The organism is Streptomyces sp. NBC_01216, from assembly GCF_035994945.1.
Lineage (GTDB): Bacteria > Actinomycetota > Actinomycetes > Streptomycetales > Streptomycetaceae > Streptomyces.
In genome coordinates this window covers 6,270,295-6,295,194 of the sequence record NZ_CP108677.1, presented here as the reverse complement: position 1 = coordinate 6,295,194, position 24,900 = coordinate 6,270,295, and the positions used below count along the sequence as shown (strand labels likewise).

The 24,900-nt window shown below is 69.6% G+C and carries 16 protein-coding genes and 3 rRNA genes; 7 read left to right on the top strand and 12 right to left on the bottom strand.

What is annotated here, in order from left to right:
* Window positions 1–82: 82 nt before the first annotated feature.
* The 4 genes from OG393_RS28315 to OG393_RS28300 all read right to left on the bottom strand — a co-directional run bounded on the left by OG393_RS28315 (window position 83) and on the right by OG393_RS28300 (window position 5,971).
* On the bottom strand, window positions 83–691 hold the full coding sequence (locus tag OG393_RS28315) for a CDP-alcohol phosphatidyltransferase family protein (RefSeq protein WP_327377515.1): 609 nt from the start codon (window positions 689–691) through the stop codon (window positions 83–85).
* 147 nt (window positions 692–838) lie between these two features.
* Window positions 839–955, bottom strand: a 5S ribosomal RNA gene (gene rrf, locus OG393_RS28310).
* An 80-nt stretch (window positions 956–1,035) separates the two neighbouring features.
* Window positions 1,036–4,157 (bottom strand): 23S ribosomal RNA (locus OG393_RS28305).
* A gap of 288 nt (window positions 4,158–4,445) precedes the next feature.
* Window positions 4,446–5,971: ribosomal RNA gene (locus OG393_RS28300) — 16S ribosomal RNA — on the bottom strand.
* Together the 16S, 23S and 5S rRNA genes form the textbook arrangement of a ribosomal RNA operon.
* 701 nt (window positions 5,972–6,672) lie before the next feature.
* Between OG393_RS28300 and OG393_RS28295 the strand changes: the two genes are divergently transcribed.
* Window positions 6,673–7,122 carry a PTS sugar transporter subunit IIA gene (locus OG393_RS28295; RefSeq protein WP_327377514.1) on the top strand — a complete coding sequence of 150 codons (450 nt, stop codon included), beginning with the start codon at window positions 6,673–6,675 and terminating at the stop codon, window positions 7,120–7,122.
* A gap of 83 nt (window positions 7,123–7,205) precedes the next feature.
* Complete coding sequence (ptsP, locus tag OG393_RS28290; RefSeq protein WP_327377513.1) at window positions 7,206–8,876, top strand: phosphoenolpyruvate--protein phosphotransferase; 1,671 nt, start codon at window positions 7,206–7,208, stop codon at window positions 8,874–8,876.
* 81 nt (window positions 8,877–8,957) lie between these two features.
* Here ptsP and OG393_RS28285 read toward each other — a convergent pair whose 3' ends face one another.
* Together OG393_RS28285 and OG393_RS28280 are read right to left on the bottom strand one after the other, a co-directional pair.
* Window positions 8,958–9,851 (bottom strand): hypothetical protein, encoded by an 894-nt coding sequence (locus tag OG393_RS28285; RefSeq protein WP_327377512.1) that lies wholly within the window; start codon window positions 9,849–9,851, stop codon window positions 8,958–8,960.
* Between the two features lie 22 nt (window positions 9,852–9,873).
* Window positions 9,874–11,157: an MFS transporter gene (locus OG393_RS28280; RefSeq protein WP_327377511.1), complete on the bottom strand. Its 1,284-nt coding sequence runs from the start codon at window positions 11,155–11,157 to the stop codon at window positions 9,874–9,876.
* 46 nt (window positions 11,158–11,203) lie between these two features.
* On the opposite strand from OG393_RS28280, the gene OG393_RS28275 reads away from it, so the two are divergent.
* Window positions 11,204–12,523 (top strand): GntR family transcriptional regulator, encoded by a 1,320-nt coding sequence (locus tag OG393_RS28275; RefSeq protein WP_327377510.1) that lies wholly within the window; start codon window positions 11,204–11,206, stop codon window positions 12,521–12,523.
* A 56-nt stretch (window positions 12,524–12,579) separates the two neighbouring features.
* On the opposite strand, the gene OG393_RS28270 is transcribed toward OG393_RS28275, so the two are convergent.
* On the bottom strand, window positions 12,580–14,550 hold the full coding sequence (locus tag OG393_RS28270; protein WP_327377509.1) for an acetoacetate--CoA ligase: 1,971 nt from the start codon (window positions 14,548–14,550) through the stop codon (window positions 12,580–12,582).
* Window positions 14,551–14,768: 218 nt separating this feature from the next.
* On the opposite strand from OG393_RS28270, the gene OG393_RS28265 reads away from it, so the two are divergent.
* Window positions 14,769–17,123, top strand: a complete 2,355-nt coding sequence (locus OG393_RS28265; RefSeq protein ID WP_327377508.1) for a glycoside hydrolase family 31 protein — start codon at window positions 14,769–14,771, stop codon at window positions 17,121–17,123.
* A gap of 84 nt (window positions 17,124–17,207) precedes the next feature.
* Here the strand turns inward: OG393_RS28265 and OG393_RS28260 are convergent, their stop codons facing one another.
* Window positions 17,208–17,708, bottom strand: coding sequence for an NUDIX domain-containing protein (locus tag OG393_RS28260; RefSeq protein ID WP_327377507.1), 501 nt, complete (start codon window positions 17,706–17,708; stop codon window positions 17,208–17,210).
* Between the two features lie 57 nt (window positions 17,709–17,765).
* Between OG393_RS28260 and OG393_RS28255 the strand changes: the two genes are divergently transcribed.
* The 3 genes from OG393_RS28255 to OG393_RS28245 all read left to right on the top strand — a co-directional run bounded on the left by OG393_RS28255 (window position 17,766) and on the right by OG393_RS28245 (window position 20,394).
* Complete coding sequence (locus tag OG393_RS28255) at window positions 17,766–18,584, top strand: M15 family metallopeptidase (protein ID WP_327377506.1); 819 nt, start codon at window positions 17,766–17,768, stop codon at window positions 18,582–18,584.
* A gap of 158 nt (window positions 18,585–18,742) precedes the next feature.
* Window positions 18,743–19,210, top strand: coding sequence for a Zn-ribbon domain-containing OB-fold protein (locus OG393_RS28250; RefSeq protein ID WP_327377505.1), 468 nt, complete (start codon window positions 18,743–18,745; stop codon window positions 19,208–19,210).
* Window positions 19,207–20,394, top strand: coding sequence for a lipid-transfer protein (locus OG393_RS28245; protein WP_327377504.1), 1,188 nt, complete (start codon window positions 19,207–19,209; stop codon window positions 20,392–20,394). Before OG393_RS28250 ends, OG393_RS28245 begins: the two co-directional genes overlap by 4 nt.
* 102 nt (window positions 20,395–20,496) lie before the next feature.
* Here OG393_RS28245 and OG393_RS28240 read toward each other — a convergent pair whose 3' ends face one another.
* Genes OG393_RS28240 through OG393_RS28225 form a run of 4 tightly spaced genes read right to left on the bottom strand, consistent with a single transcriptional unit; the run spans window position 20,497 to window position 24,773 of the window.
* Complete coding sequence (locus tag OG393_RS28240) at window positions 20,497–21,102, bottom strand: GTP-binding protein (RefSeq protein ID WP_327377503.1); 606 nt, start codon at window positions 21,100–21,102, stop codon at window positions 20,497–20,499.
* Entirely contained in the window at window positions 21,083–21,496 is a 414-nt protein-coding gene (locus OG393_RS28235; RefSeq protein WP_327377502.1) for a DUF742 domain-containing protein, read from the bottom strand. The genes OG393_RS28240 and OG393_RS28235 overlap by 20 nt, the downstream gene beginning before the upstream one ends.
* Before the next feature lie 14 nt (window positions 21,497–21,510).
* Complete coding sequence (locus OG393_RS28230) at window positions 21,511–21,945, bottom strand: roadblock/LC7 domain-containing protein (protein WP_327377501.1); 435 nt, start codon at window positions 21,943–21,945, stop codon at window positions 21,511–21,513.
* Window positions 21,942–24,773, bottom strand: a complete 2,832-nt coding sequence (locus OG393_RS28225) for a nitrate- and nitrite sensing domain-containing protein (RefSeq protein ID WP_327377500.1) — start codon at window positions 24,771–24,773, stop codon at window positions 21,942–21,944. The genes OG393_RS28230 and OG393_RS28225 overlap by 4 nt, the downstream gene beginning before the upstream one ends.
* Window positions 24,774–24,900: the final 127 nt, after the last annotated feature.

Sequence of the window (24,900 nt, the reverse complement as noted above, 5' to 3'; positions counted from 1 at the left end):
CCGACCTCACCCTGTCCGCTCGGTTGCCCCGGGACGGTCCTCGTACATGCCGGCGACGCTGCACGGCACAGGACAGACGGGCTCAGTCGGTCGCTGTTTCCGCCTTCACGAGTCGACGGACCTGGACCACGTAGAGGATCCCTGCCCACCAATAGAGAGTTGTACCCCATCCGGCGAAGGCCCACCCGAAAACTTCAGCGAGTGACGAAAGCCAGCCCGTTCCGTCACTGAGCAGCAGCAACGGGAAGGCGTACATCAGGTTGAAGGTCGCGGCTTTCCCGAGGAAGTTCACCTGGGGCGGGGGGTAGCCGTGCCGTCGGAGGATTCCGACCATGACCAGCAGCATCAGCTCGCGTGCGAAGAGGGCGAGGGTCAGCCAGAGGGGCAGGATCTCGCGCCAGGTCAGTCCGACGAGGGTGGAGACGATGTACAGGCGGTCGGCGGCCGGGTCCAGGAGCCGGCCGAGGCTGCTGATCTGGTTCCAGCGCCGGGCGAGCTTCCCGTCGAGATAGTCGCTCACGCCACTCAGCATCAGGACCAGCAGGGCCCAGCCGTCACTGTTGGGGCCGCCGAACACGGGGCGGAGAATCAGCCACAGGAAAAGCGGCACGCCGACCAGGCGGGCCATGCTGAGAATGTTGGGGATGGTGAGGACCCGGTCCGTTTGAACGCGAGTCTCCTGGACCTCCACCCGGGGGCCTCCTGTGAGAATGTGCCGATGATGCCCCCTGACCCTACCCTCAGCGTTCACGGCGGGGACGACAGGGGTGTCCCGTGCCTGAACGCGAAAATGCCTCAGTCCCCGGGACACGAGGTCCGGGGACTGAGGCTAAAAATTGTTCGGCGGCGTCCTACTCTCCCACAGGGTCCCCCCTGCAGTACCATCGGCGCTGAAAGGCTTAGCTTCCGGGTTCGGAATGTAACCGGGCGTTTCCCTAACGCTATGACCACCGAAACACTATGAAGAAAACAAACTCCAGCCAGCAAAAAGGCGAGTTCGTTACTTCAGAACTAACACAGTGGACGCGAGCAACTGAGGACAAGCCCTCGGCCTATTAGTACCGGTCAGCTCCACCCATTACTGGGCTTCCACATCCGGCCTATCAACCCAGTCGTCTACTGGGAGCCTTACCCTCTCAAGGAGGTGGGAATACTCATCTCGAAGCAGGCTTCCCGCTTAGATGCTTTCAGCGGTTATCCCTCCCGAACGTAGCCAACCAGCCATGCCCTTGGCAGGACAACTGGCACACCAGAGGTTCGTCCGTCCCGGTCCTCTCGTACTAGGGACAGCCCTTCTCAATATTCCTACGCGCACAGCGGATAGGGACCGAACTGTCTCACGACGTTCTAAACCCAGCTCGCGTACCGCTTTAATGGGCGAACAGCCCAACCCTTGGGACCGACTCCAGCCCCAGGATGCGACGAGCCGACATCGAGGTGCCAAACCATCCCGTCGATATGGACTCTTGGGGAAGATCAGCCTGTTATCCCCGGGGTACCTTTTATCCGTTGAGCGACGGCGCTTCCACAAGCCACCGCCGGATCACTAGTCCCGACTTTCGTCCCTGCTCGACCCGTCGGTCTCACAGTCAAGCTCCCTTGTGCACTTACACTCAACACCTGATTGCCAACCAGGCTGAGGGAACCTTTGGGCGCCTCCGTTACTCTTTGGGAGGCAACCGCCCCAGTTAAACTACCCATCAGACACTGTCCCTGATCCGGATCACGGACCGAGGTTAGACATCCAGCACGACCAGAGTGGTATTTCAACGGCGACTCCACCATGACTGGCGTCACAGCTTCAAAGTCTCCCACCTATCCTACACAAGCCGAACCGAACACCAATATCAAACTGTAGTAAAGGTCCCGGGGTCTTTCCGTCCTGCTGCGCGAAACGAGCATCTTTACTCGTAGTGCAATTTCACCGGGCCTATGGTTGAGACAGTCGAGAAGTCGTTACGCCATTCGTGCAGGTCGGAACTTACCCGACAAGGAATTTCGCTACCTTAGGATGGTTATAGTTACCACCGCCGTTTACTGGCGCTTAAGTTCTCAGCTTCGCAACCCCGAAAGATCACTAACCGGTCCCCTTAACGTTCCAGCACCGGGCAGGCGTCAGTCCGTATACATCGCCTTACGGCTTCGCACGGACCTGTGTTTTTAGTAAACAGTCGCTTCTCGCTGGTCTCTGCGGCCACACCCAGCTCAGAGTGCAAGACTCATCACCAGACATGGCCCCCCTTCTCCCGAAGTTACGGGGGCATTTTGCCGAGTTCCTTAACCATAGTTCACCCGAACGCCTCGGTATTCTCTACCTGACCACCTGAGTCGGTTTAGGGTACGGGCCGCCATGAAACTCGCTAGAGGCTTTTCTCGACAGCATAGGATCATCCACTTCACCACAATCGGCTCGGCATCAGGTCTCAGCCTTAACGTGCGACGGATTTACCTATCACACGGCCTACACCCTTACCCCGGGACAACCACCGCCCGGGCTGGACTACCTTCCTGCGTCACCCCATCGCTTACCTACTACCACCTTGGATCAGCGGCTCCACCACTTCCCTTCACCCGAAGGATCCAGGACGGCTTCACGGCCTTAGCATCAATGGGCTCGATACTGGGCGTTTCAAAGCGGGTACCGGAATATCAACCGGTTGTCCATCGACTACGCCTGTCGGCCTCGCCTTAGGTCCCGACTTACCCTGGGCAGATCAGCTTGACCCAGGAACCCTTAGTCAATCGGCGCACACGTTTCTCACGTGTGTATCGCTACTCATGCCTGCATTCTCACTCGTGAACCGTCCACAACTCGCTTCCGCGGCTGCTTCACCCGGCACACGACGCTCCCCTACCCATCACAGTCCCCGTTGGGGGTACATACTGCAATGACACGACTTCGGCGGTACGCTTGAGCCCCGCTACATTGTCGGCGCGGAATCACTTGACCAGTGAGCTATTACGCACTCTTTCAAGGGTGGCTGCTTCTAAGCCAACCTCCTGGTTGTCTCTGCGACTCCACATCCTTTCCCACTTAGCGTACGCTTAGGGGCCTTAGTCGATGCTCTGGGCTGTTTCCCTCTCGACCATGGAGCTTATCCCCCACAGTCTCACTGCCGCGCTCTCACTTACCGGCATTCGGAGTTTGGCTAAGGTCAGTAACCCGGTAGGGCCCATCGCCTATCCAGTGCTCTACCTCCGGCAAGAAACACACGACGCTGCACCTAAATGCATTTCGGGGAGAACCAGCTATCACGGAGTTTGATTGGCCTTTCACCCCTAACCACAGGTCATCCCCCAGGTTTTCAACCCTGGTGGGTTCGGTCCTCCACGAAGTCTTACCTCCGCTTCAACCTGCCCATGGCTAGATCACTCCGCTTCGGGTCTTGAGCGTGCTACTCAAACGCCCTATTCGGACTCGCTTTCGCTACGGCTTCCCCACACGGGTTAACCTCGCAACACACCGCAAACTCGCAGGCTCATTCTTCAAAAGGCACGCAGTCACGACATACAAGCAAGCTTGCATGCGACGCTCCCACGGCTTGTAGGCACACGGTTTCAGGTACTATTTCACTCCGCTCCCGCGGTACTTTTCACCATTCCCTCACGGTACTATCCGCTATCGGTCACCAGGGAATATTTAGGCTTAGCGGGTGGTCCCGCCAGATTCACACGGGATTTCTCGGGCCCCGTGCTACTTGGGTGTCTCTCAAACGAGCCGTCAATGTTTCAGCTACGGGGGTCTTACCCTCTACGCCGGACCTTTCGCATGTCCTTCGCCTACATCAACGGTTTCTGACTCGCCTCACAGCCGGCAGACTGTGAAAGAGAGATCCCACAACCCCGCATGCGCAACCCCTGCCGGGTATCACACGCATACGGTTTGGCCTCATCCGGTTTCGCTCGCCACTACTCCCGGAATCACGGTTGTTTTCTCTTCCTGAGGGTACTGAGATGTTTCACTTCCCCTCGTTCCCTCCACATGCCCTATGTGTTCAGGCATGGGTGACAGCCCATGACGACTGCCGGGTTTCCCCATTCGGAAACCCCCGGATCAAAGCCTGGTTGACGGCTCCCCGGGGACTATCGTGGCCTCCCACGTCCTTCATCGGTTCCTGGTACCAAGGCATCCACCGTGCGCCCTTAAAAACTTGGCCACAGATGCTCGCGTCCACTGTGTAGTTCTCAAGCAACGACCAGCCACCCATCACCCCGTCGACAAGCAACAGGTTCACTGGGGCCGGCATCACGAAGGCAACGACCTCACGGCCGCACCCTCAGACACCCAACAACGTGCCAAACACAGCCAGTCCAGACGATCACCGCGTTCCACGCCGAAGCAGTACTAACGAACTCGTCCAAACCCACTGTGCCAACTAATCAACGTTCCACCCATGAGCTGACCGTGCAGAACATTTGCCTGCAATCGGTACTGTGCTCCTTAGAAAGGAGGTGATCCAGCCGCACCTTCCGGTACGGCTACCTTGTTACGACTTCGTCCCAATCGCCAGTCCCACCTTCGACAGCTCCCTCCCACAAGGGGTTGGGCCACCGGCTTCGGGTGTTACCGACTTTCGTGACGTGACGGGCGGTGTGTACAAGGCCCGGGAACGTATTCACCGCAGCAATGCTGATCTGCGATTACTAGCAACTCCGACTTCATGGGGTCGAGTTGCAGACCCCAATCCGAACTGAGACCGGCTTTTTGAGATTCGCTCCGCCTCACGGCATCGCAGCTCTTTGTACCGGCCATTGTAGCACGTGTGCAGCCCAAGACATAAGGGGCATGATGACTTGACGTCGTCCCCACCTTCCTCCGAGTTGACCCCGGCGGTCTCCTGTGAGTCCCCATCACCCCGAAGGGCATGCTGGCAACACAGGACAAGGGTTGCGCTCGTTGCGGGACTTAACCCAACATCTCACGACACGAGCTGACGACAGCCATGCACCACCTGTATACCGACCACAAGGGGGGCACTATCTCTAATGCTTTCCGGTATATGTCAAGCCTTGGTAAGGTTCTTCGCGTTGCGTCGAATTAAGCCACATGCTCCGCTGCTTGTGCGGGCCCCCGTCAATTCCTTTGAGTTTTAGCCTTGCGGCCGTACTCCCCAGGCGGGGAACTTAATGCGTTAGCTGCGGCACCGACGACGTGGAATGTCGCCAACACCTAGTTCCCAACGTTTACGGCGTGGACTACCAGGGTATCTAATCCTGTTCGCTCCCCACGCTTTCGCTCCTCAGCGTCAGTAATGGCCCAGAGATCCGCCTTCGCCACCGGTGTTCCTCCTGATATCTGCGCATTTCACCGCTACACCAGGAATTCCGATCTCCCCTACCACACTCTAGCCTGCCCGTATCGAATGCAGACCCGGGGTTAAGCCCCGGGCTTTCACACCCGACGTGACAAGCCGCCTACGAGCTCTTTACGCCCAATAATTCCGGACAACGCTTGCGCCCTACGTATTACCGCGGCTGCTGGCACGTAGTTAGCCGGCGCTTCTTCTGCAGGTACCGTCACTTTCGCTTCTTCCCTGCTGAAAGAGGTTTACAACCCGAAGGCCGTCATCCCTCACGCGGCGTCGCTGCATCAGGCTTTCGCCCATTGTGCAATATTCCCCACTGCTGCCTCCCGTAGGAGTCTGGGCCGTGTCTCAGTCCCAGTGTGGCCGGTCGCCCTCTCAGGCCGGCTACCCGTCGTCGCCTTGGTAGGCCATTACCCCACCAACAAGCTGATAGGCCGCGGGCTCATCCTTCACCGCCGGAGCTTTCAACCAACCCCCATGCGGAAGCCGGTATTATCCGGTATTAGACCCCGTTTCCAGGGCTTGTCCCAGAGTGAAGGGCAGATTGCCCACGTGTTACTCACCCGTTCGCCACTAATCCACCCCGAAGGGCTTCATCGTTCGACTTGCATGTGTTAAGCACGCCGCCAGCGTTCGTCCTGAGCCAGGATCAAACTCTCCGTGAATGTTTACCCGACCAATGCCCGATGAAGGGCCGCGGGTGCACACATCACGAGAGCGGAACGACCAGTCGGAATAAGACCGGTCGTTCACAGCGTCCTCGCTGTGTATGTCGCCTGCCCACCACAAGGGCCGACAGGACTTTCAAAGGAACCACGACCATCCGAAGATGGACGGGGTATCAACTAATCTGGCGTTGATTTTTGGCACGCTGTTGAGTTCTCAAGGAACGGACGCTTCCTTCGTACTCACCCTCTCGGGCTTTCCTCCGGGCATTTCCCCTTCGGTCTTTCGTGTTTCCAGCCTAGCAGACCTGATTTCCGTTTCCGCCACCCGCTGGAGCGGGTATCGCCTCCAGGAATTCACTTTCGTGGCATTCCCTTGCGGCGGGTTCAAACACTACCAGGCTTTCTCGACCCCCCGGACCACCCCCCGCAGACATGGAGAGGTGTAGACCACTGGGGTTAGGATCTGGCTCGATAGGTGCTGCCGGACCCACGACTCAGAGTCGCGTTGTGGTCACGCAGAAGTACGACAGTACATCCCACCGTCAGTGGAGGCAAATCATTGCGGGATGCTCCTAGGTCCGCCAACCGGTAGATATGGCGCGGAAACTGGACTTCCCGTGACATACGCTTCTGAACAGTACGCCGTCCGGTACAAGCAGTGACGGCGCCACACCATCTCCGCCCCTGGGAGGCTTCCCATGACCACCGTGACTTCGCCGCTCGCCGGACGCGCCATCGGTCTCGCCGCGGTACCCGACCCCGTGTTCTCCGGCGCCATGGTCGGACCGGGCACGGCCATCGATCCCGTACGTGAGACATCGGAGGCGGTGTCTCCGGTCGACGGCGTCATCGTCTCCCTGCACCCGCACGCGTTCGTCGTCGTCGACGACGAGGGGCACGGCGTGCTGACCCACCTGGGGATCGACACCGTCCAGCTGAACGGGCAGGGCTTCGAGCTGCTGGTGAGCAAGGGCGACACCGTCACGCGCGGCCAGGCCGTCGTGCGCTGGAACCCGACCGACGTCGAGGCCGCGGGCAAGTCCCCCATCTGCCCCGTCGTCGCGCTGGAAGCCACCCCCGACTCCCTCTCCGGACTCGTCGAGAGCGGCGACGTGAAGGCCCACGACGCGCTCTTCGGCTGGAACTGACGCCAAGGCCGTCCGTGTGACGGTTCAGTGGTTCGACATTCAACGCGGTGGCCCGGTGCCGCCGCTCTATCGGAGACGGTGAGATGGAGACAACGCTGCGAGGCGTGGGCGTGAGCCACGGGGTGGCCATCGGCGAGGTACGGCACATGGGAACGGCGGTGCTCGAGCCGCCGGCCAAGGGGATTCCCGCCGAGGAGGCGGAGCGCGAACAGGGGCGCGCCCGTCAGGCGGTGGAGGCGGTGTCCGCCGACCTGATCGCGCGGGGCAATCTGGCCGGCGGCGAGGCGCAGCACGTCCTCGAGGCTCAGGCGATGATCGCCCAGGACCCGGAGCTCATCGCCGACGTCGACCGTCGGATCGCGGTCGGCAGCACCGCCGAGCGCGGTATCTACGACGCGTTCTCCCACTACCGCGAGCTGCTCGCGGGAGCGGGTGAGTACATGGCGGGGCGGGTCGCCGACCTGGACGACGTGCGGAACCGGATCGTCGCCCGTCTGCTGGGCGTTCCCATGCCGGGCGTGCCGGACAGCGACGAGCCCTACGTCCTGATCGCGCGGGACCTCGCGCCCGCCGACACGGCGCTGCTCGACCCGGCGCTGGTGCTCGGCTTCGTGACCGAGGAGGGCGGGCCGACCAGCCACAGCGCGATCCTGGCGCGGGCGCTGGGAGTGCCCGCGGTGGTGGCGCTGCCGGGCGCGGGGGAGATCGCCGAGGGCACGATGATCGCGGTGGACGGTTCCACCGGGGAGATCTTCGTGAACCCGGGCGAGGACAAGAAGGCGGAGCTGACCGCGGCGGCCGCCGAGCGGAAGGCCGCACTGGCGGCCTCCAGCGGTCCGGGCGCGACCTCGGACGGGCACAAGGTGCCGCTGCTGGCCAACGTCGGAGGTCCGGCGGACGTGCCGGCGGCGGTCGAGGCCGGTGCCGAGGGCGTGGGCCTGTTCCGCACGGAGTTCCTCTTCCTGGACGACAGCCGTAAGGCACCGTCGGAGGAGAAGCAGACCGAGGCCTACCGCAAGGTGCTGGAGGCGTTCCCCGAGGGCCGCGTGGTCGTGCGGGTGCTGGACGCCGGAGCGGACAAGCCGCTCGACTTCCTGACGCCCGCGGACGAGCCGAACCCGGCGCTGGGTGTGCGCGGACTCCGCACGCTGCTGGACCACCCGGAGGTACTGCGGACGCAGCTGACGGCGCTGGCGAAGGCGGCGGAGGGGCTGCCGGTCTACCTCGAGGTCATGGCTCCGATGGTGGCCGACCGCAGCGACGCGAAGGCGTTCGCCGACGCCTGCCGTGAGGCGGGCCTGCGGGCGAAGTTCGGCGCGATGGTGGAGATCCCGTCCGCGGCCCTGCGGGCGCGTTCGATCCTCCAGGAGGTGGAGTTCCTGTCGCTGGGGACCAACGACCTGGCGCAGTACACCTTCGCCGCCGACCGTCAGGTGGGTGCCGTGTCGCGGCTCCAGGACCCCTGGCAGCCGGCGCTGCTCGACCTGGTGGCGCTGTCCGCCGAGGCCGCCAAGGCCGAGGGCAAGAGCTGCGGTGTCTGTGGTGAGGCCGCCGCCGATCCGCTGCTCGCCTGTGTGCTGACGGGGCTGGGCGTCACCTCCCTGTCGATGGGCGCCGCGTCGATCCCCTATGTGCGGGCGACGCTGGCGAAGTACACGCTGGCGCAGTGCGAGCGCGCGGCCGCGGCCGCGCGTGCGGCGGAGTCGGCCGAGGAGGCCCGGGCCGCCGCGCAGGCGGTGCTCTCCGGGGAGTGATCCCGGCCGGTCGTGATCCCGGCCGGTCGTCCGGAGCGAAGGGGCTTCCCGTCACGGGTGTGGCGGGGAGCCCCTTCGTCGTCAGGGGTGGTCGGGCCGGTCGCCGTCCGGTGTGAGGGGGAAGCCGGCCCGGTAGTCGGCGTGCGGTTCCGGGGAGACGGGTTCGCCGGTGCGGGCGTCGGTGCAGTAGGCGCTGAACACCTCCGCTTCGGTGAGCGGGACGAGGGCGCCCCGGAGCAGGCGCCAGCCGTGCAGGCGGTCGCGGGCGCCGGGGCGGGTGGTCCGCAGGACCAGCCCGCCGGGGCTGTCGAGGGCGATTCCGGCGGCGAGGACGGTGACGAACTCGGCACCTTCGCCGCTGCCGAAGCGTGCGGGGCCGGTGTCGTCGCGGGTGGTGCGGAGGGCGGCGAGGAGTTGTTCGTCCCCGGCGGGGACGCTGCACACGAGGTGGTGGGTGCCGGGGCCGGCCGCGTCGAGCAGGGACGTCAGGAGCCGGGACGCCCGGTCGAAGGCGGCGTGCCCGACGGCCTGCCCGCAGTCGGCGCAGTCGCCGGTATCGGTGAGGAGCATCGTGGCGTACTCCCAGGTGGCGCGGCGGACGGCCGCGTCGATGAGGGTGGGGGCGAGGTCCGTCATCGGCTGGCCGGTGTAAGGGACGCGGGTGCCGGTGGCGGCGAGTTCGGCGGTGTAGCGGCCTCGGCTGGCGGGGTGGTCCGGGTCGAGTCCGGTGTCGCGGCAGTACGCGGCGTAGTCCTCGGGGTCGAACAGGACGACGCTGGTGTGGCCGCCCCGGGTGGAGAGGCTCTTGAGCAGGGCCTCGACCTGGCGGAGGTAGGCCGGGTGGTCGTCGAAGACGAAGGTGGCGTACCGGCGCATGGCGGCGAAGTCGTCCTCGTCGGCGAGCAGGCCGACGGTGCTGGACACCTCGCGGCGCAGTGCGCGGCGCATGGTCGTGGTGGTGCCGGGATGTGTCATGTCTCCCCCTGGACGCGAACGGTCAGTGCTCACTCACCGTAACCGTCGGCACTGACAGTGACTTCTTCTCGAGGCCGCGTGCGACGACGCGGTGCTGCCCGCCGCACATGGCGGCGAGGCCCGCGCCGAGGACGAGCCAGGCGAGCGGGCCGGTGGCGATCACGCCGGTGAGCAGGAGCGGACCGCCGAAGCGCTGGGTGGCGACGGCGAGGCCGTGTACGCCGAGGTAGGCGCCCTGGGCGTCGTCGGGGGCGAGGGCGACCGAGAGTTCCCAGGAGGCGATGGCGTGGAGGATCTCGACGAAGGTGAGGGCGAGTGCGGCCAGGACGAGGGCGGAGACGGCGACCGCGCGTCCGCCGAGGGCGGAGACGGCGAGGGCGGCGGTACCGACGGCGAAGAGGACGGCGAGCGGGAGGAGGAGGCGGCGCGCGGCGGCGGTGCTGCCGCCGAAGCGGGCGAGCGGGACCTGGAAGAGGACGACGAGGACGCTGTTCATGACGAGGAGCAGCGGGGCCAGGCCGGCCGGGGCCGCGGTGGCGTGGACGATCCAGAGCGGGAGGGCCACCTGGAGGATCGTGTCGTCGAGGCAGAGCACGGCTTCGCTGCCGGTGAAAAGGAGGAAGGTGCGGTCGCGCCAGGGGCTGGTGGGACGGGTGGGCGGGACGCCGGGGGTGGTGGGGCCGGCGGCGACGCGGGAGGCGGCGGGGGACTGGGGTTCGCCGCAGCGCAGCGTGAGGGCCGCCATCACGACGTACGACAGGGCGTTGCCGATCAGCAGGAGCTGGTAGGCGGTGCTGGTGGCGACGGCGAGCGCGGCGGCGGCGCCGAGTCCGCCGAAAACCCAGCCGAGGTTGCCGACGGTGCGGTTGATCGCCTGGTAGCGGACGCGTTGGGGGCCGGCGACGCGGGTGGCGTAGACCTTGGTGAGGACGTTGGTGCCGCGGTCGGGGAGGGCGCCGATGGCGGCGTAGAGGATGAGCAGGCCGTAGTGGTCGGTGGTGAGCAGCGCGAGGAGGGCGACGGCGCGCAGGAGCTGGGCGCCGATGAGGACCCGGGTGACGGGGAAGCGGTCGGCGAGGCGGCCGGCGAGCGGGGCGCCCGCCATGCCTGCGGCGCCGGAGAGACCGATGAGGAGTCCGACCTGGGCGACGCCGAGGCCGGAGACGTAGGTGAAGTAGAGGGCGATGGAGGTGTTCCAGAGCCCGGTGCCGCATTTGTCGATGAAGCTGATGACGAGCATGCGGCGGCCGTCGAGGCCCCCGGGGATGCGCTTCTTCCATTCCGTCCAGCGTGCCGGCCGCTTCACGGGTTCCCCCTTGACTTCAGTTATGTATCAATACATACTTCTTTACGTGGCAGCACAATATGCGATCAGCGGGACCACGGCCAAGGGGATTGCCGCGTCCGTCGAACGGGGAGTGGCCGAAGGCGGGCTCGGCCCGGGGGACGCCCTGCCTCCGGTCCGGCGCCTGGCGGACGGGCTCGGCGTCAGTCCGGGCACGGTCGCCACCGCGTACAAGGAACTGCGCCGGCGCGGTCTGGTGGTGACCCGCGGACGCGGCGGGACCGTGGTCGCGGACGCGCCGGCGGTGGCCTCGCGCAGGCCGCCGCGGGTACCGACCGGGCTCGTGGACCTGGCGGGAGGCCATCCCGATCCGGCCTTCCTGCCCGAGCTGCGGCCTCCGGCCCTGGTGCGCCCGGCGTACGGGTCCCATCGCGCCGAGCCGCGACTCGGCGCCCTGGAGGACCTCACCCGTGCCTGGTTCGCACGGGACGGGGTGCCGGACGAGCACGTGACCTTCGCGCACAGCGCGCTCGACTGTGTCGCGCGCCTGCTCTCCACGGAGCTCCGCCCGGGCGACACGGTGGCGGTGGAGGATCCCGGATTCCACCACCTGCTGGATCTGGTTCCGGCGCTCGGACTGCGGATGGCGCCGGTGCTCGTGGACGGCGAGGGAATGGTCCCCGAGGCCCTGCGGGCCGCGCTGCGGGGCGGGGTGCGTGCGGTGGTCTGCAGTCCGCGCGGCCAGTGCCCGACGGGCGCCCGCTTCACCGAGGCCCGGCGGGACGCGCTGACCGAGGTGCTCGCCGAATTCCCGGAGGTCCTCGTCGTCGAGGACGACCACAACGCCGACATCGCCGGAGCGCCGGCCGCCACGCTCGCCGCGGCGGGCCTCACCCGCTGGGCCCAGGTGCGGACCGTGTCCAAACACCTGGGGACCGACCTGCGATGGGCCGGCCTGGCCTGTGACGCCGCGACGCTGGCCCGCCACGACGGGCGGATGCTGATGACGTCCGGCTGGGTCAGCCACATCCTTCAGGAGACGATGGCCGGACTGCTGGCGGACCCGGAGGTGACCGCGCTGGTGGCCGGGGCCGCGGCGGCGTACACGTCCCGGCGTGCGGCGCTCGTCGACGCGCTGGCCGGGTACGGGATCACGGCGGCCGGAACGACCGGACTCAACGTCTGGGTGCCGGTCCGCGACGAGTCGGCCGTGGTCAACGGGCTGCGGACCAGGGGCTGGTGGGTCGCGGCCGGCGCCCGCTTCCGCATCGCGTCCGCACCGGCGGTACGCGTCACCACCGCGGCCCTGCGCGAGGCGGACGCGGTCCGGCTCGCCACGGACTTCGCCGCCGTGCGGAGCGAGTCCCAGGCGACGTACGGCGGATAGGACCCCCTACTCCCCCCGCCCCGCCGCGCCTCGGCGCCTCGGGGCGGGGACGGGGGTCAGGCGCGACGGGTCCGCGCGAGCTCCTCGTAGAAGCGCAGGAGGCCGAGGTCGTCGACCGACCCCGGGTTGACGGCCTTCGCGAGCGGGGTGCCCTGGAGCAGCCGCTTGACGGGCACCTCGATGCGCTTGCCCGTCAGTGTGTGGGGCACGGCGGGCACCTCGATGATCTCGTCCGGGACGTGCCGCGGGGACAGTTCGGCGCGGATCGTCCGCCTGATGCGGGCGATCAGGTCCTCGTCCAGGGTCGCGCCCTCGGCGAGGTGGACGAAGAGCGGCATCCAGTAGCCGCCGTCCGGCTCCTCAAGACCGATCACCAGGGACTCACGGATCTCCGGCAGGCGCTCCACGGCCTCGTAGATGTCGGCGCTGCCCATCCGGACGCCCTGGCGGTTCAGGGTGGAGTCGGAGCGCCCGTGGATGACGACCGAACCGCGGTCGGTGAGGGTGATCCAGTCACCGTGGCGCCAGACGCCGGGGAACATCTCGAAGTAGCTCTCCCGGTAGCGGCTGCCGTCGGGGTCGTTCCAGAACCGGAGCGGCATGGACGGCATCGGGTTGGTGACGACGAGTTCGCCGACCTCGCCGGTCAGCGGCTTGCCGGACGGGTCCCAGGAGCGCAGGTCCGTGCCCAGTCCGGCGGCCTGGAGCTCGCCGACGTACACGGGCAGGGTGGGGACCGCGCCCGCGAAGCAGGAGCAGACGTCCGTGCCACCGCTCACCGAGGCGATCCACAGGTCCTCGCGGACCTCGTCGTGGAGCCAGCGGAAGCCGTCGGGGGGCAGCGGGGAGCCCGTGGTCGCCACGCAGGAGAGGGCCGAGAGGTCGAAGTCGCGGGAGGGGTGGACCCCCGCCTTCGCGCAGGCCATGACATAGGCGGCGGAGGTGCCGTAGAGCGTGGCGCCGGTGCGTTCGGCCACGCGCCACTGGGCGCCGGTGTCGGGATATCCGGGACTGCCGTCGTAGAGGACGACGGTGGTCCCGGTCAGCAGGCCCGAGACAAGGAAGTTCCACATCATCCAGCCCGTGGAGGTGTACCAGAAGAACACGTCCCGCGGCCCGAGGTCGCAGTGGAGACCGAGCTGCTTGAAGTGCTCCACCAGGATGCCGCCCTGGGACTGCACGATCGCCTTGGGCAGGCCCGTCGTGCCGGAGGAGTACAGGACCCACAGCGGGTGGGAGAAGTCCACCTGCTCGAAGACCGGCTCGACGTCGGCCGAGGTGAGGTCCGCCCAGGACAGCGCGGATTCGGGGGCCTCGGTACCGAGCAGCGGGATGTGCACGACGGCCCGCAGCGTGGGCAGCTCGGCACGCAGCTCGGCCACCGTGGCACGGCGGTCGTGCTCCTTGCCGCCGTACCGGTAGCCGTCCACGGCGAACAGGACGACCGGCTCGACCTGCTGGAAGCGGTCCAGGACGCTGCGCGCCCCGAAGTCCGGCGCGCAGGAGGTCCACACCGCGCCGACGGCGGCGGTGGCGAGGAGTGCGGTGACGGCCTCGGGGATGTTCGGGAGGTAGCCGCTGACCCGGTCACCCGGCCCGACGCCCAGGGCGCGCAGCTCGGCCGCGAGCGAGCCGACCTGCCGGCGGAGCTCGGCCCAGCTGACCGGCCTCGGCTCGTGCGTCTCGTCCACGTGGAGGAGCGCCGGCTCGTGGGGGCGCTCGGTCGCGGCGCGCAGGGCGTGCTCGGCGTAGTTGAGGGTGGCTCCGGGGAACCACTGGGCGCCGGGCATGGACCGGTCGCCGAGGACGCGCTCGTACGGGGTCGAGAACCGGACGTCGAACCATTCGGCGACGGCCTGCCAGAAGGATTCCAGCTCCTCGACCGACCAGCGGTGCAGGGCCGGGTATCCCCCCTCGGCCGGAGCTCCGTGGCGCTCGGCGGCCCAGGACTGGAATCGGGTGACCGCGGCCGCGGCGACGCGTTCCTCGTCCGGCTGCCAAAGCGGCTCGATCTGCGCTGATGTCATGTTGGGTCGGCTCCCTGGCTGTACGCGGGGTCGGCGTGAGTCGCGCGCACGTGCGGGGGTGTGCGCGTGACGCGGCTGACAGGGACGATGCCATGTGATCGTCTTTCGCACCAGGTCTCCCCACCCATGGTCGGGAAGCTGAATATGTGCTCCCACCATGGGTGAACGGCAGTTGAACGACGCTCGCCTGCCGCCGTCCGGGTGGCAGGGTGATCGACATGGACGGTCGTGAGCTGGTGCGTTCGATGAAGGTGTTCGGGACGGTGCGGGGGCTGCGGGCGGTGGGCTCGGCCTGGCGTCGGCGCAGGACGGACGCGTGGGGGCTGCCGCCCCGGGGGAACGAGCGGGCCCGGGTGCCGGGTCCGGTCGGGGCTGCGGAGCCGGCGCCGGGAGGAGGCGTCGTCCGTTTCGCCCGTTCGGAGCTGCGGATCGTCGTGTCGGCGGGCGGAACCGTCTTCTGGGGCTGGGACGGGGCCGGTCCGCTGCCCTCCTACGCCCTGGCCGGTGAGGCGCCGGAGCCGGACCCGCGGGCCGTGCTGGAGCCGGACACGGACGGCGGCTGGCGCGTGATGTCCGAGCGGGTGACGGTCGCCGTGTCACGGCACGGCGCGGTGGAGATCCGGACGCCGGGCGGGGTGGTGCTGCGCCGGGACCTGCCGCCGCGCTGGTGGGAGCCGGCCGGCGGGGGCCCGGCGCGCTGGGTCCAGCGCAGCGAGGTGCCGGCGGACGCGCGGTTCTTCGGGCTCGGCGGGCGGGCTTCGGGGCCGCGGCTGAGGGACGGCGCGTACCGGCTGTGGAACACCGACCCGAAACATGCCTTCGCTCCCGGTGACGATCCGCTGTACATCACGATGCCCGTGCAGTTCGTCGTCTCCGACGCAGGCACGCACCTGGCCTTCCACGACAGTTCCTGGGACGGGCGGGTGACCCTCGCCGAAGGGGCGGAGGGCGCGGGGTCCGGGCACGACCGGCCGGGGACCAGCGAGGTCCGGATGACCGGCGGTCCGCTGCGCTGCTGGGTGGTGGTGGGCACACCCGCGCGCGTGCTGCACGGCTGGGCGGCGCTGACCGGAGCCCCGGCGCTGCCGCCGTCCTGGGCGCTGGGTCCGCAGCACGCGCGGTGGGGTTTCGGCAGTGAGAAGGAGGTGCGGCGGGTGGCGGACGGGTACCGGGACCACGGGCTCCCGCTGTCCGCGCTGCACCTGGACATCGACCACTACGACGGGCACCGGGTGTTCACCGTCGACCGGAAGCGGTTTCCCGACCTGCCCGGACTCTCGGCGGACCTACGGGACCGGGGCGTGCGGTTGGTGTCGATCGTCGATCCGGCGGTGAAGGCGGAGCGGGGGAACGCGGTGTACGACAGTGGGGCACGGGCCGGTGTGTTCGTGCGGGACGCCCGGGGCGACGAGGTCCACGGGGTCGTCTGGCCGGGCACCTGCGCGTACCCGGACTTCACCGATCCGGCGGCGCGCGCCTGGTGGGGCGGTCAGTACGAGGAGCGGCTGGAGCAGGGTTTCGCGGGTTTCTGGCACGACATGAACGAGCCGGTCTCCTTCGCGCCCTTCGGCGATCCGACCCTGCCCCGCTCGGCACGGCACGCGCTCGAGGGCCGCGGCGGGGACCACCGTGAGGCGCACAACGTGTACGGGCTGACGATGGCGCGCGCCGGCTACGAGGGGCTGCGCGCGCTGCGGCCGGCGGAGCGGCCGTTCCTCTTCTCGCGCTCCGGCTGGGCGGGGATGCAGCGGTACGGCGGGACCTGGTCGGGCGACGTCTCGACGGGATGGCCGGGGCTGCGGGCCTCGTTGTCGCTGGTCCTGGGGCTCGGGCTGTGCGGGGTGCCGTACTCGGGGCCGGACGTGGGGGGTTTCGACGGCAGTCCGTCGCGGGAGCTGTACCTGCGCTGGTTCCAGCTGGGGGCCTGGCTTCCCCTTTTCCGTACCCACGCGGCGATCGACGCGGGACGCCGCGAGCCGTGGGAGTTCGGGCCCGCGGTGCTGGAGCACGCGCGGGCGGCGCTGGTGGAACGGGAGCGGCTGCGGCCCTACTTCGTCACCCTGGCGCAGCTGGCGCGGCTGACCGGGGCGCCGTACGTGCGGCCCGTGTGGTGGGGTACGCCGGAGGACCGGGCGCTGCGGGACTGCGAGGACGCGTTCCTGCTGGGCGACGCGCTGCTGGTGGCGCCGGTGCTGGCCCCGGGCGCGGAGCAGCGGGCGGTCCGCCTGCCGCGCGGGAGCTGGTACGACACCGCGACCGGGCGGGTGTACCAGGGGCCGGGGCAGGTCCTGCTGGACGCGCCGCCGTCTCGTATCCCCGTACTCGCGCGGGCCGGTTCGGTGATCCCGGTGCGGGGTGCGGACGGCGGTCCGGAGCTGGAGGTGTGGGCGCCCGCGGCCGGGCGGACCGGGGGCGGGCTCGTCGTCCGGGACACCGGGGACGGGTGGGTGCCCGGCGAGATCGAGCGGTACACGTCCCGGTGGGCGGACGGCCGGGTGGTGGTGGAGCGGGTGTCGGACGAGGGCCCGGCGGAGGCACGGATGCCGGTCCGGGTGCGGGGCCTGGCGGAGTGAGGGCCGGGGCTTCGCCGCATCGTCGGGTGGGCGGCTCCCCCGGCGCGGACGGACCCGCGCGCGTCCGCGCTCCCGGTGGTGGCGCTACGCGTACGCCCCGGCGAACCAGCGTCGTGCCGCCTCCGTGTGGAGGGGAAAGGCGAGTTCCGCCGGGGCGCGCAGGAGGTGCCAGCCGGTGGTCTCGTCGGTCGGGGCGGAGGCCGGGAGGCCGGCGGCGGTCCTGGGTGGCAGCAGGCCGAAGACGAGGAGGTGTCCGGCCGGGGAACTGAACACGTCGGCGAGCCGCACCTCGTCCGCCGGCGCCTCGATCCGGGTCTCCTCGCGCAATTCGCGCACCACGGCGTCCCGCCAGTCCTCGGCGTGGTCGATGAACCCGCCCGGCAGGGCCACGCCGCCGCGTCGGGGTTCGATCGTGCGTGTGATGACGACGAGTCCGGTTCCGTGGGCGTCGGTCGCCGGGAGCAGTGTCACGGCGACGGGCAGCGGATTGCGGTAGGAGGTCCGGCCGCAGGCGGTGCAGGCGCGGGGCCAGGAGGCGGCGTCCTCGTAGCGGGCGCCGCAGTGGGTGCAGTAGGGGTCCGTCACGACGCGACCGTACGCGACGGTGGCGTGCCGCGGCGGCCGGAAGTGGTAGACAGACGCATGAGTGGACTCCTTCGCGCTGTCCGCGCGCTCGCCTCCCTGGCCGCCGCCGGACTGCTCGTCGCCACCACGGCGCCCGCCTCGACGCCCGCCGCACGGGTGCGTCCGGAGCCGGCGGCACCGGACGGGTTCGTGGTGCTGGAGTGGGTGGACCGGACGATCCTCCAGGACATGCGCTACGCGACCGCGCACAACTTCACGGGCACGCGGGTCGACGGCTACGAACAGCCGCTGTGCCTGCTGACCCGCCCCGCCGCCGAGGCGCTGCGCCGCGCGCAGGCCGGACTGCTGGCCCGGGGCTACGCGCTGAAGGTGTACGACTGCTACCGGCCGCGGAGGGCCGTCGACCACTTCGCGCGCTGGGCCGGGGATCTCGACGACCAGCGGATGAAGGGGGAGTTCTATCCGCGGGTCGACAAGTCGAGGCTCTTCGCGGACGGATACATCGCGGCCCGCTCGGGTCACAGCAGGGGCTCGACGGTCGACCTGACCCTGGTGAAACTGCCGGCCGTGCCCGCGCGCCCGTACCTGCCGGGCGAGAGGCTGGTGGCGTGCGACGCCCCGCGGGCCGAGCGGTTCCCCGACGACTCCGTCGACATGGGGACCGGCTACGACTGCTTCGACCCGCGCGCGCACACGGACGATCCGCGGATCCAGGGGGTCGCCCGCGCCCACCGGCGACTGCTGCGGAGGGTGCTGGCGGCCGAGGGTTTCGTGAACCTCCCGGAGGAGTGGTGGCACTTCACCCTCGCGCCGGAGCCGTTTCCCGGCACGTACTTCGGGTTTCCGGTGGCGTGGCGGTCGGTCGCCGGGCCCTGACTCCGAGGACGGCGAAGGGCGGACGGGACCACCCCCGTGGGTCCCGGCCGCCCGTCTCGCGGAGAAGGACGCAGCGGAGGCCGGAACGGTTCTCAGACCCACGCATCCGTGACACACTTCTGACGCTTCGTCAGATTCGGATGCTCGGGAGGGCCGTCGTGACACGGACGCGCAGACCGGTGGTGGCCGGATGGTTCACCGAGGCCGCCGGACCGGGAGAGGAGTTCCGGCTCCTCGGCACCCGCTGCACCGCCTGCTCCTCGGTCTTCTTCCCGCGTGAGGACTCCTGGTGCCGTAACCCGGGCTGCCCCGGGGGCGGCCGCCTCACCGAGACCCCGCTCTCCCGGCGCGGGACCGTCTGGTCGTACACCGACGGCCGGTACCGGCCGCCCTCCCCCTACCTCTCGGACCCGGACCTGCCCTGGGAGCCGTACACCCTGGTCGCGGTCGAGCTGGCGGCCGAGGCGATGGTGGTGCTCGGTCAGGCGGCACCGGGCGTGCGGACCGGCGACCTGGCGGTCGGCGTGGAGGTCGAGGTGGTGCCGGGCGTGCTGTACGAGGACGCGCGGCACACCTGGACGACCTGGCGCTGGCGGCCGGTGCCGACGCAGGAGGCACGGTCGTGAACGACGTGGCGGTGATCGGCGCCGGGATGCACGCCTGGGGCAAGTGGGGCCGCGGATTCGTCGAGTACGGGACGGCCGCCGCCCGCGAGGCGCTCGCGGATGCCGGGATCGCCTGGCGGGACATCGGCTCCGTGGTGGGCGCGGACACGGTGCGGGGCGGCTACCCCGGATACGTGGCGGGCGCGACCTTCGCGCGGGCGCTCGGCTGGCAGGGGGCGCGGGTCGCCAGCGTCTACGCCGCCTGCGCCTCGGGGGCCCAGGCCGTGGACACCGCGCGGGCCCAGATCCTGGCGGGCATGGCGGACGCCGTGCTGGTGGTCGGCGCGGACTCCGCCCCCAAGGGGTTCTTCGCGCCGGCGGGCGGGGACCGCCCCGACGATCCGGACTGGCTGCGCTTCCGGGTCCTGGGGGCGACGAACCCCGCGTACTTCGGACTCTACGCCCGGCGGCGGATGGCGTCCTACGGGGACACGATGGAGGACTTCGCCCGGGTGAAGGTGAAGAACGCGGCGGCCGGCGCGCTCAATCCCCTCGCCCGCTACCGCTCGGCGGTGAGCGCGGAGGAGGTCGCGGCCTCGCCGGTCGTCGCCGATCCGCTGCGGCTGCTGGACATCTGCGCGACCTCGGACGGGGGCGCGGCACTGGTGCTGTGCAGCATGGAGTTCGCCCGGCGGCACGGGCATCGGAATCCGGTGCGGGTGCGGGCGGTGTCCACGGTGACGCCGACGTATCCGAGGGCGGTACTCGACCTCCCGGACATCGCCACCGACTCGGCCGCGGCGGTCGGCCCCGCCCCGCGGAGCTTCCGGGCCTCGATCGCGCGAGCCGCCTACGAGGAGGCCGGGCTCGGGCCCGGAGACCTGTCGCTGGCCGAGGTCTACGACCTCTCCACGGCGCTGGAGCTGGACTGGTACGAGGAGATCGGCCTGTGCGCTCCGGGCGAGGGCGCGAAACTGGTGGGCGAGGGCGTCACCGCGCTCGGCGGACGCCTGCCGGTGAACACCAGCGGTGGCCTCGCCTCCTTCGGCGAGGCCGTGCCCGCACAGGCGATCGCCCAGGTCTGCGAGGTGACGTGGCAGCTCCGGGGCACGGCCGGAGACCGGCAGGTGGCCGGTGCGCGGGCGGGGATCACCGCGAACCAGGGGCTGTTCGGGCACGGTTCGGCGGTGGTGCTGGTGCGCTGAGGGCGCCCGCCCTGGTCAGGGGCGAGGCGCGGTCGCCGGGGCGACGCCGGCAGCGTGCGTACCAGGGCGTGACCGCCCGGTCAGAGGCCACCCGGCAGGCCCTCAGGTGGCGGCCGGCTGGCGACCCCGGTCCGCGAGGACCATGGCGTGCTCGACGACGGCCACCAGCACGTTCTTGACCGACTCCCGGTCTCGGGCGTCGCACATCAGCAGTTCGACCTCGGGATCGAGGTCGAGCGCGCCGCGCACGCTCTCGGCCGGGAAGCGTCGCGCGCCCTCGAAGCAGTTGACCGCCACCGTGAACGGGATGCCACGTCGCTCGAAGTAGTCGATCGCCGCGAAGCTCTCCTCCAGACGCCGGGTGTCGGCGAGGACCACGGCACCCAGAGCACCCTGCGCCAGCTCGTCCCACAGGAACCAGAAACGATCCTGCCCGGGGGTGCCGAAGAGGTAGAGGACGAGATCCTCGCGGAGCGTGATCCTGCCGAAGTCCATGGCGACCGTGGTCGTGGACTTCTCCTCCACTCCGTGCAGGTCGTCGACCGGCCGCCCCGCCTCACTGAGCATCTCCTCGGTGCGCAGCGGTCTGATCTCGCTGACGGCGCCGACCAGCGTCGTCTTGCCGACACCGAATCCACCCGCGACCAGGATCTTCAGTGTCACCGGCTCGACGAGCGGCTTCTTGCGGCTAGAGCGCCCGAAGGCCATTGATCACCTCGCGGAGAATGCTCACGTCCGGCAGCTCGGCCGGCGGAACGGGGCGGGTCACACGGACGAGTTCGTCCTCGACGAGATCACCGACGAGGACCCGGACCACCCCGACGGGGAGGTCGAGTCCGGCGGCGAGTTCGGCGATCGACTGGGGTGTCTCGGAGCAGCGTTCGACGATCTCCACGTGTTCCGGGGAGAGCGTCTGGTCGCGGCCGGGGTCGTCGGCGGCCGGTTCGGGCACCACGACCGCGATCAGGTCGAGACGGTGCCGGGTGGCCGTGCTCGTCCGGCCGCGGGTCATCGCGTACGGACGGACCACCGGCCCGGCGTCGTCGTCGAACCAGTGGTGGGCCCTGACCGGACCCTGCTCCTGTTGGTCTGCGTCATTCATGCCGGCCCCCCCACTCATCCTCCGGAGGGCAGGCCCGCGCGCGGTGCCGTGGTGAGGTGGGCGCCGACCCGCTTGACCATCAGGGTCATCTCGTACGCGACCTGGCCGACGTCCGAGTCGGCGTCGGCGAGCACGGCGAGGCAGCTGCCGTCACCCGCCGCCGTGACGAAGAGGAAGGCGTCCTCCAGCTCCACCACGGTCTGCCGCACCCGGCCGGCCTCGAAGTGGCGGCCGACGCCCTTGGCCAGGCTGTGGAAGCCGGAGGCGACGGCGGCGAGGTGCTCGCCGTCCTCCCGGGTCAGGTCCTGGGACGCGCCGGTGGGAAGACCGTCGCCGGAGAGCACCAGGGCCTTGCGGATGGAGCCGACCCGCTGGACCAGCTCGTCGAGGAGCCAGTTCAGTCCTCCGTTGCCGTCGGTGTGGGATGCTGCGGCGTTCGGTGCGGTCATCGACCGTCCCCCTCCGGTGTCGTTCCTGGCGCTGTCGTCTCGTCGTTCTGCTGTCGTCCGCGCTGCCAGCCGCGCTGCATGGAGGCCATGCGGTCGCGGACTTCCTCGGCGTCGCGCTCCACATCGGCCTCGGTGGAGCCGCCGGCCGGGGAGCCCGGGGTGCTCGCGGCCTCCTCCTCGGCGCGCCCGCCGGTCGCCCGTAGCTGGGGCGCGAGGCTGGCCTGGCGGACCCGGCGCGGCAGCCCGCCGAACGGAGCGGGACCGTCCGGCGGTACGGGCACGAGCATGGGCGCGGACTCCGGCTCCGGACCGGCCGGGGCGCCGGGGGCGGAAGGCCCCCTGTCCCCGCGGCCGGACCCGGCCGGGGCACGGTCCGGCCCGTCGACCCGGCGGCCGTGGTCGGCCACCAGCGTGGGCTGGCGCCGGCGCGGCAGCGGGACGGGAGCGCCGGGCGCTCCCCGGCCGTCCGGCGTCACCGGTCCGGACCGCGGCTCGCCGCGCGGGTCGGCGGACGCGGCCGGGGAGCGCCCGACGCCTCCTTCCGAGGCCCGCTGGTGCCGGTCGGGGCCGGGGGCCGGGGTGAGGGCGCCGCGGCGACGGTGCTCCCGGGCACGGAAGAGGCCGCCGCGCTCGCTCTCGGTGTCCTCCAGGTCCGCGGAGGTGTCGAGGAATCCGTCCAGGCCGGCGGCGTCGAGGGGCGCCTCCAGCTCGACCGGTCCGTCGATCGGGCCGTCGCCGGCCGAGGGCCCGGGCTGCCGCACGGGGCCGCCGGACCGGTGCGTGGTGTTCGGCACCTTGGTCAGCACGGGACGCCGGGACGACAGTTCGGGGACGTCCGGGTCGGCCTTCCCGTGCTCCGCCGACCGCGTGGGCTCCAGGCTCGCGCGGTCCGGGCCGGTGCGGTCCAGCCGGAAGCCGGAGCCCTGTGTCTCGGGGGCGTCGGTGAGCAGCGCGGCCGGGATGAAGACGACGGCGGTGGTGCCGCCGTACGGCGAGGTCTGGAGCGAGACGCGGACGTTCTGGCGCTGGGCGAGGCGGCTGACCACGAAGAGGCCGAGCCGGTCGGTGTCGGACAGCTCGAACTCGGTGGTCTCGGCGAGGCGCAGGTTGGCGTCGAGGAGGGCGTCCGGGTTCATGCCGAGGCCGCGGTCGTGGATCTCCAGGGTGAAGCCGTTCGCGACCCGCTCGCCGAGCACCTGCACGGCGGTGTGCGGGGGCGAGAACACCGTCGCGTTCTCCAGGAGTTCGGCGATGAGGTGGGTGAGGTCGGCGACGGCCGGTCCGCCCACGCCGAGGCGGGGGAGGCGGCGCACCTCGACGCGTTCGTAGTCCTCGACTTCGGCGACCGCCGCCCGGACGACGTCCATCAGCTGCACGGGCTTGCGCCACTGGCGGGAGGGTGCGGCGCCGGAGAGGATCACCAGGCCCTCGGCGTGGCGGCGCATGCGGGTGGTCATGTGGTCGAGCCGGAAGAGGTCGGCGAGTTCCTCGGTGTCCTCGGTGCGCCGTTCCATGCTGTCGAGCAGGGTGAGCTGGCGGTGCAGGAGCACCTGGTTGCGGCGCGCGAGGTTGACGAAGACGTCGGAGACGCCGCGGCGCATGTCGGCCTGTTTGACGGCGGCCTCGACGGCCGCGCGCTGGAGGGTGTTGAGGGCCTGGCCGACCTGGCCGACCTCGTCGTCGTCGTAGCGCAGGTGGGGGACCTCGGTCTCGACGTCGACGAGTTCGCCGGCGGCGAGGCGGCGCATCACGCTGGGCAGGCGCACACCGGAGACCTCCTGGGCCTCCTTGCGCAGCCGGCGCAGGTCGCGGACGAGTTCGCGGCCGATGCGCACGGAGACGACGACGGAGACGAGCAGGGCGAGGAAGCCGAGGACGCCGGCGACGCCCGCCTTCAGCAGGACGCGGTAGGCGGCGGGCTGGACGCGGTCCTGGTAGCGGTCGCCTGCCGCGGTGTTGTCGCGGGCGAGATCGTCGAGAACACCGGTCGCGTGCTCCTGCCAGCGCTCCGGGGTCATGCCGCGCGGGCGCTCGGTGGCACCGGCCTCGATGAGGTTCTTCTCCGCGACGCGGAGCGGCTCGGTGGCGGGGCTGCGCCAGTACTGCTCGAAGCGGTCGCGTTCGGAGGCGGGCAGGACCTCCAGGCTGATCTCGTAGAACTGGCGGCGGTTCGCGACGAGGTCCGAGACGGTGCGGATCTCCTCCGCGGTGACCCGGCCGGCGATGAGCGCGGACATGACGAGGGCGTCCTCGCGCGACAGCAGTTCGCGGGCGCGCACGACACCGACGAGGGCACGTCCCTGCTTGTCCATCTCCACGTCCTCCAGGGCGTGGAGCGTCATCAGGAAGCCGTAGCAGGGGTCGACCAGGCGGTTGTAGAAGTCGAGGGCCTGGACGCGGCCGACGCTCCGGTTCTCCACGGAGCGGCGCAGCGAGTCGATGCCGTCGAGGGCCTGGAGGAGGGAGGCGAGCCGCCGGGAGGCGGGCGGGCGTATCTCCTCGCGGACACCGGCGTCCGCGGCGTTGGACCGGATGAGGGCGATCTGCCGGTCGGTCGCCTCGCGTTGTTCGCGCAGCGCGGTGAGGGCGTCGGAGGCGCGCGGGTCGGCGAGGTAGATCAGCGACTGGCGGCGTTCCCGCTGCAGGACCCGGGCGGTGTCCTCGATGGGATAGCCGACCTTCTCGACCACGTAGCCGACGTCGAGGAGCTGGCTGGCCTCACGGCCGGTGAGCACCGTCGCGAAGCCCCACAGACCGGTGAGGGAGACGAGCGGCACCAGCAGCAACGCCACGATCTTCCGGCGGATGGACTTCCCGCGAAAGCGCATGGCCTCCCCCAGCTCGGCCCCCGCCCGGCGCGGAGGTCCTCCACAGCGACGTCCGGCGTCAACACACGGCGTCAACCATCGAATTCAACAAACGGCGGCGTGAGCCTACTACTGCATCACGGCCAAC

Bases quoted from the DNA above. Each gene is read 5' to 3' on its own strand.
- OG393_RS28295 (WP_327377514.1), top strand. From the start codon at position 6,673: ATGACCACCGTGACTTCGCCGCTCGCCGGACGCGCCATCGGTCTCGCC.
- ptsP (WP_327377513.1), top strand. From the start codon at position 7,206: ATGGAGACAACGCTGCGAGGCGTGGGCGTGAGCCACGGGGTGGCCATC.
- OG393_RS28285 (WP_327377512.1), bottom strand. From the start codon at position 9,851: ATGACACATCCCGGCACCACCACGACCATGCGCCGCGCACTGCGCCGC.
- OG393_RS28270 (WP_327377509.1), bottom strand. From the start codon at position 14,550: ATGACATCAGCGCAGATCGAGCCGCTTTGGCAGCCGGACGAGGAACGC.
- OG393_RS28265 (WP_327377508.1), top strand. From the start codon at position 14,769: ATGGACGGTCGTGAGCTGGTGCGTTCGATGAAGGTGTTCGGGACGGTG.
- OG393_RS28255 (WP_327377506.1), top strand. From the start codon at position 17,766: ATGAGTGGACTCCTTCGCGCTGTCCGCGCGCTCGCCTCCCTGGCCGCC.
- OG393_RS28240 (WP_327377503.1), bottom strand. From the start codon at position 21,102: ATGGCCTTCGGGCGCTCTAGCCGCAAGAAGCCGCTCGTCGAGCCGGTG.
- OG393_RS28235 (WP_327377502.1), bottom strand. From the start codon at position 21,496: ATGAATGACGCAGACCAACAGGAGCAGGGTCCGGTCAGGGCCCACCAC.
- OG393_RS28230 (WP_327377501.1), bottom strand. From the start codon at position 21,945: ATGACCGCACCGAACGCCGCAGCATCCCACACCGACGGCAACGGAGGA.
- OG393_RS28225 (WP_327377500.1), bottom strand. From the start codon at position 24,773: ATGCGCTTTCGCGGGAAGTCCATCCGCCGGAAGATCGTGGCGTTGCTG.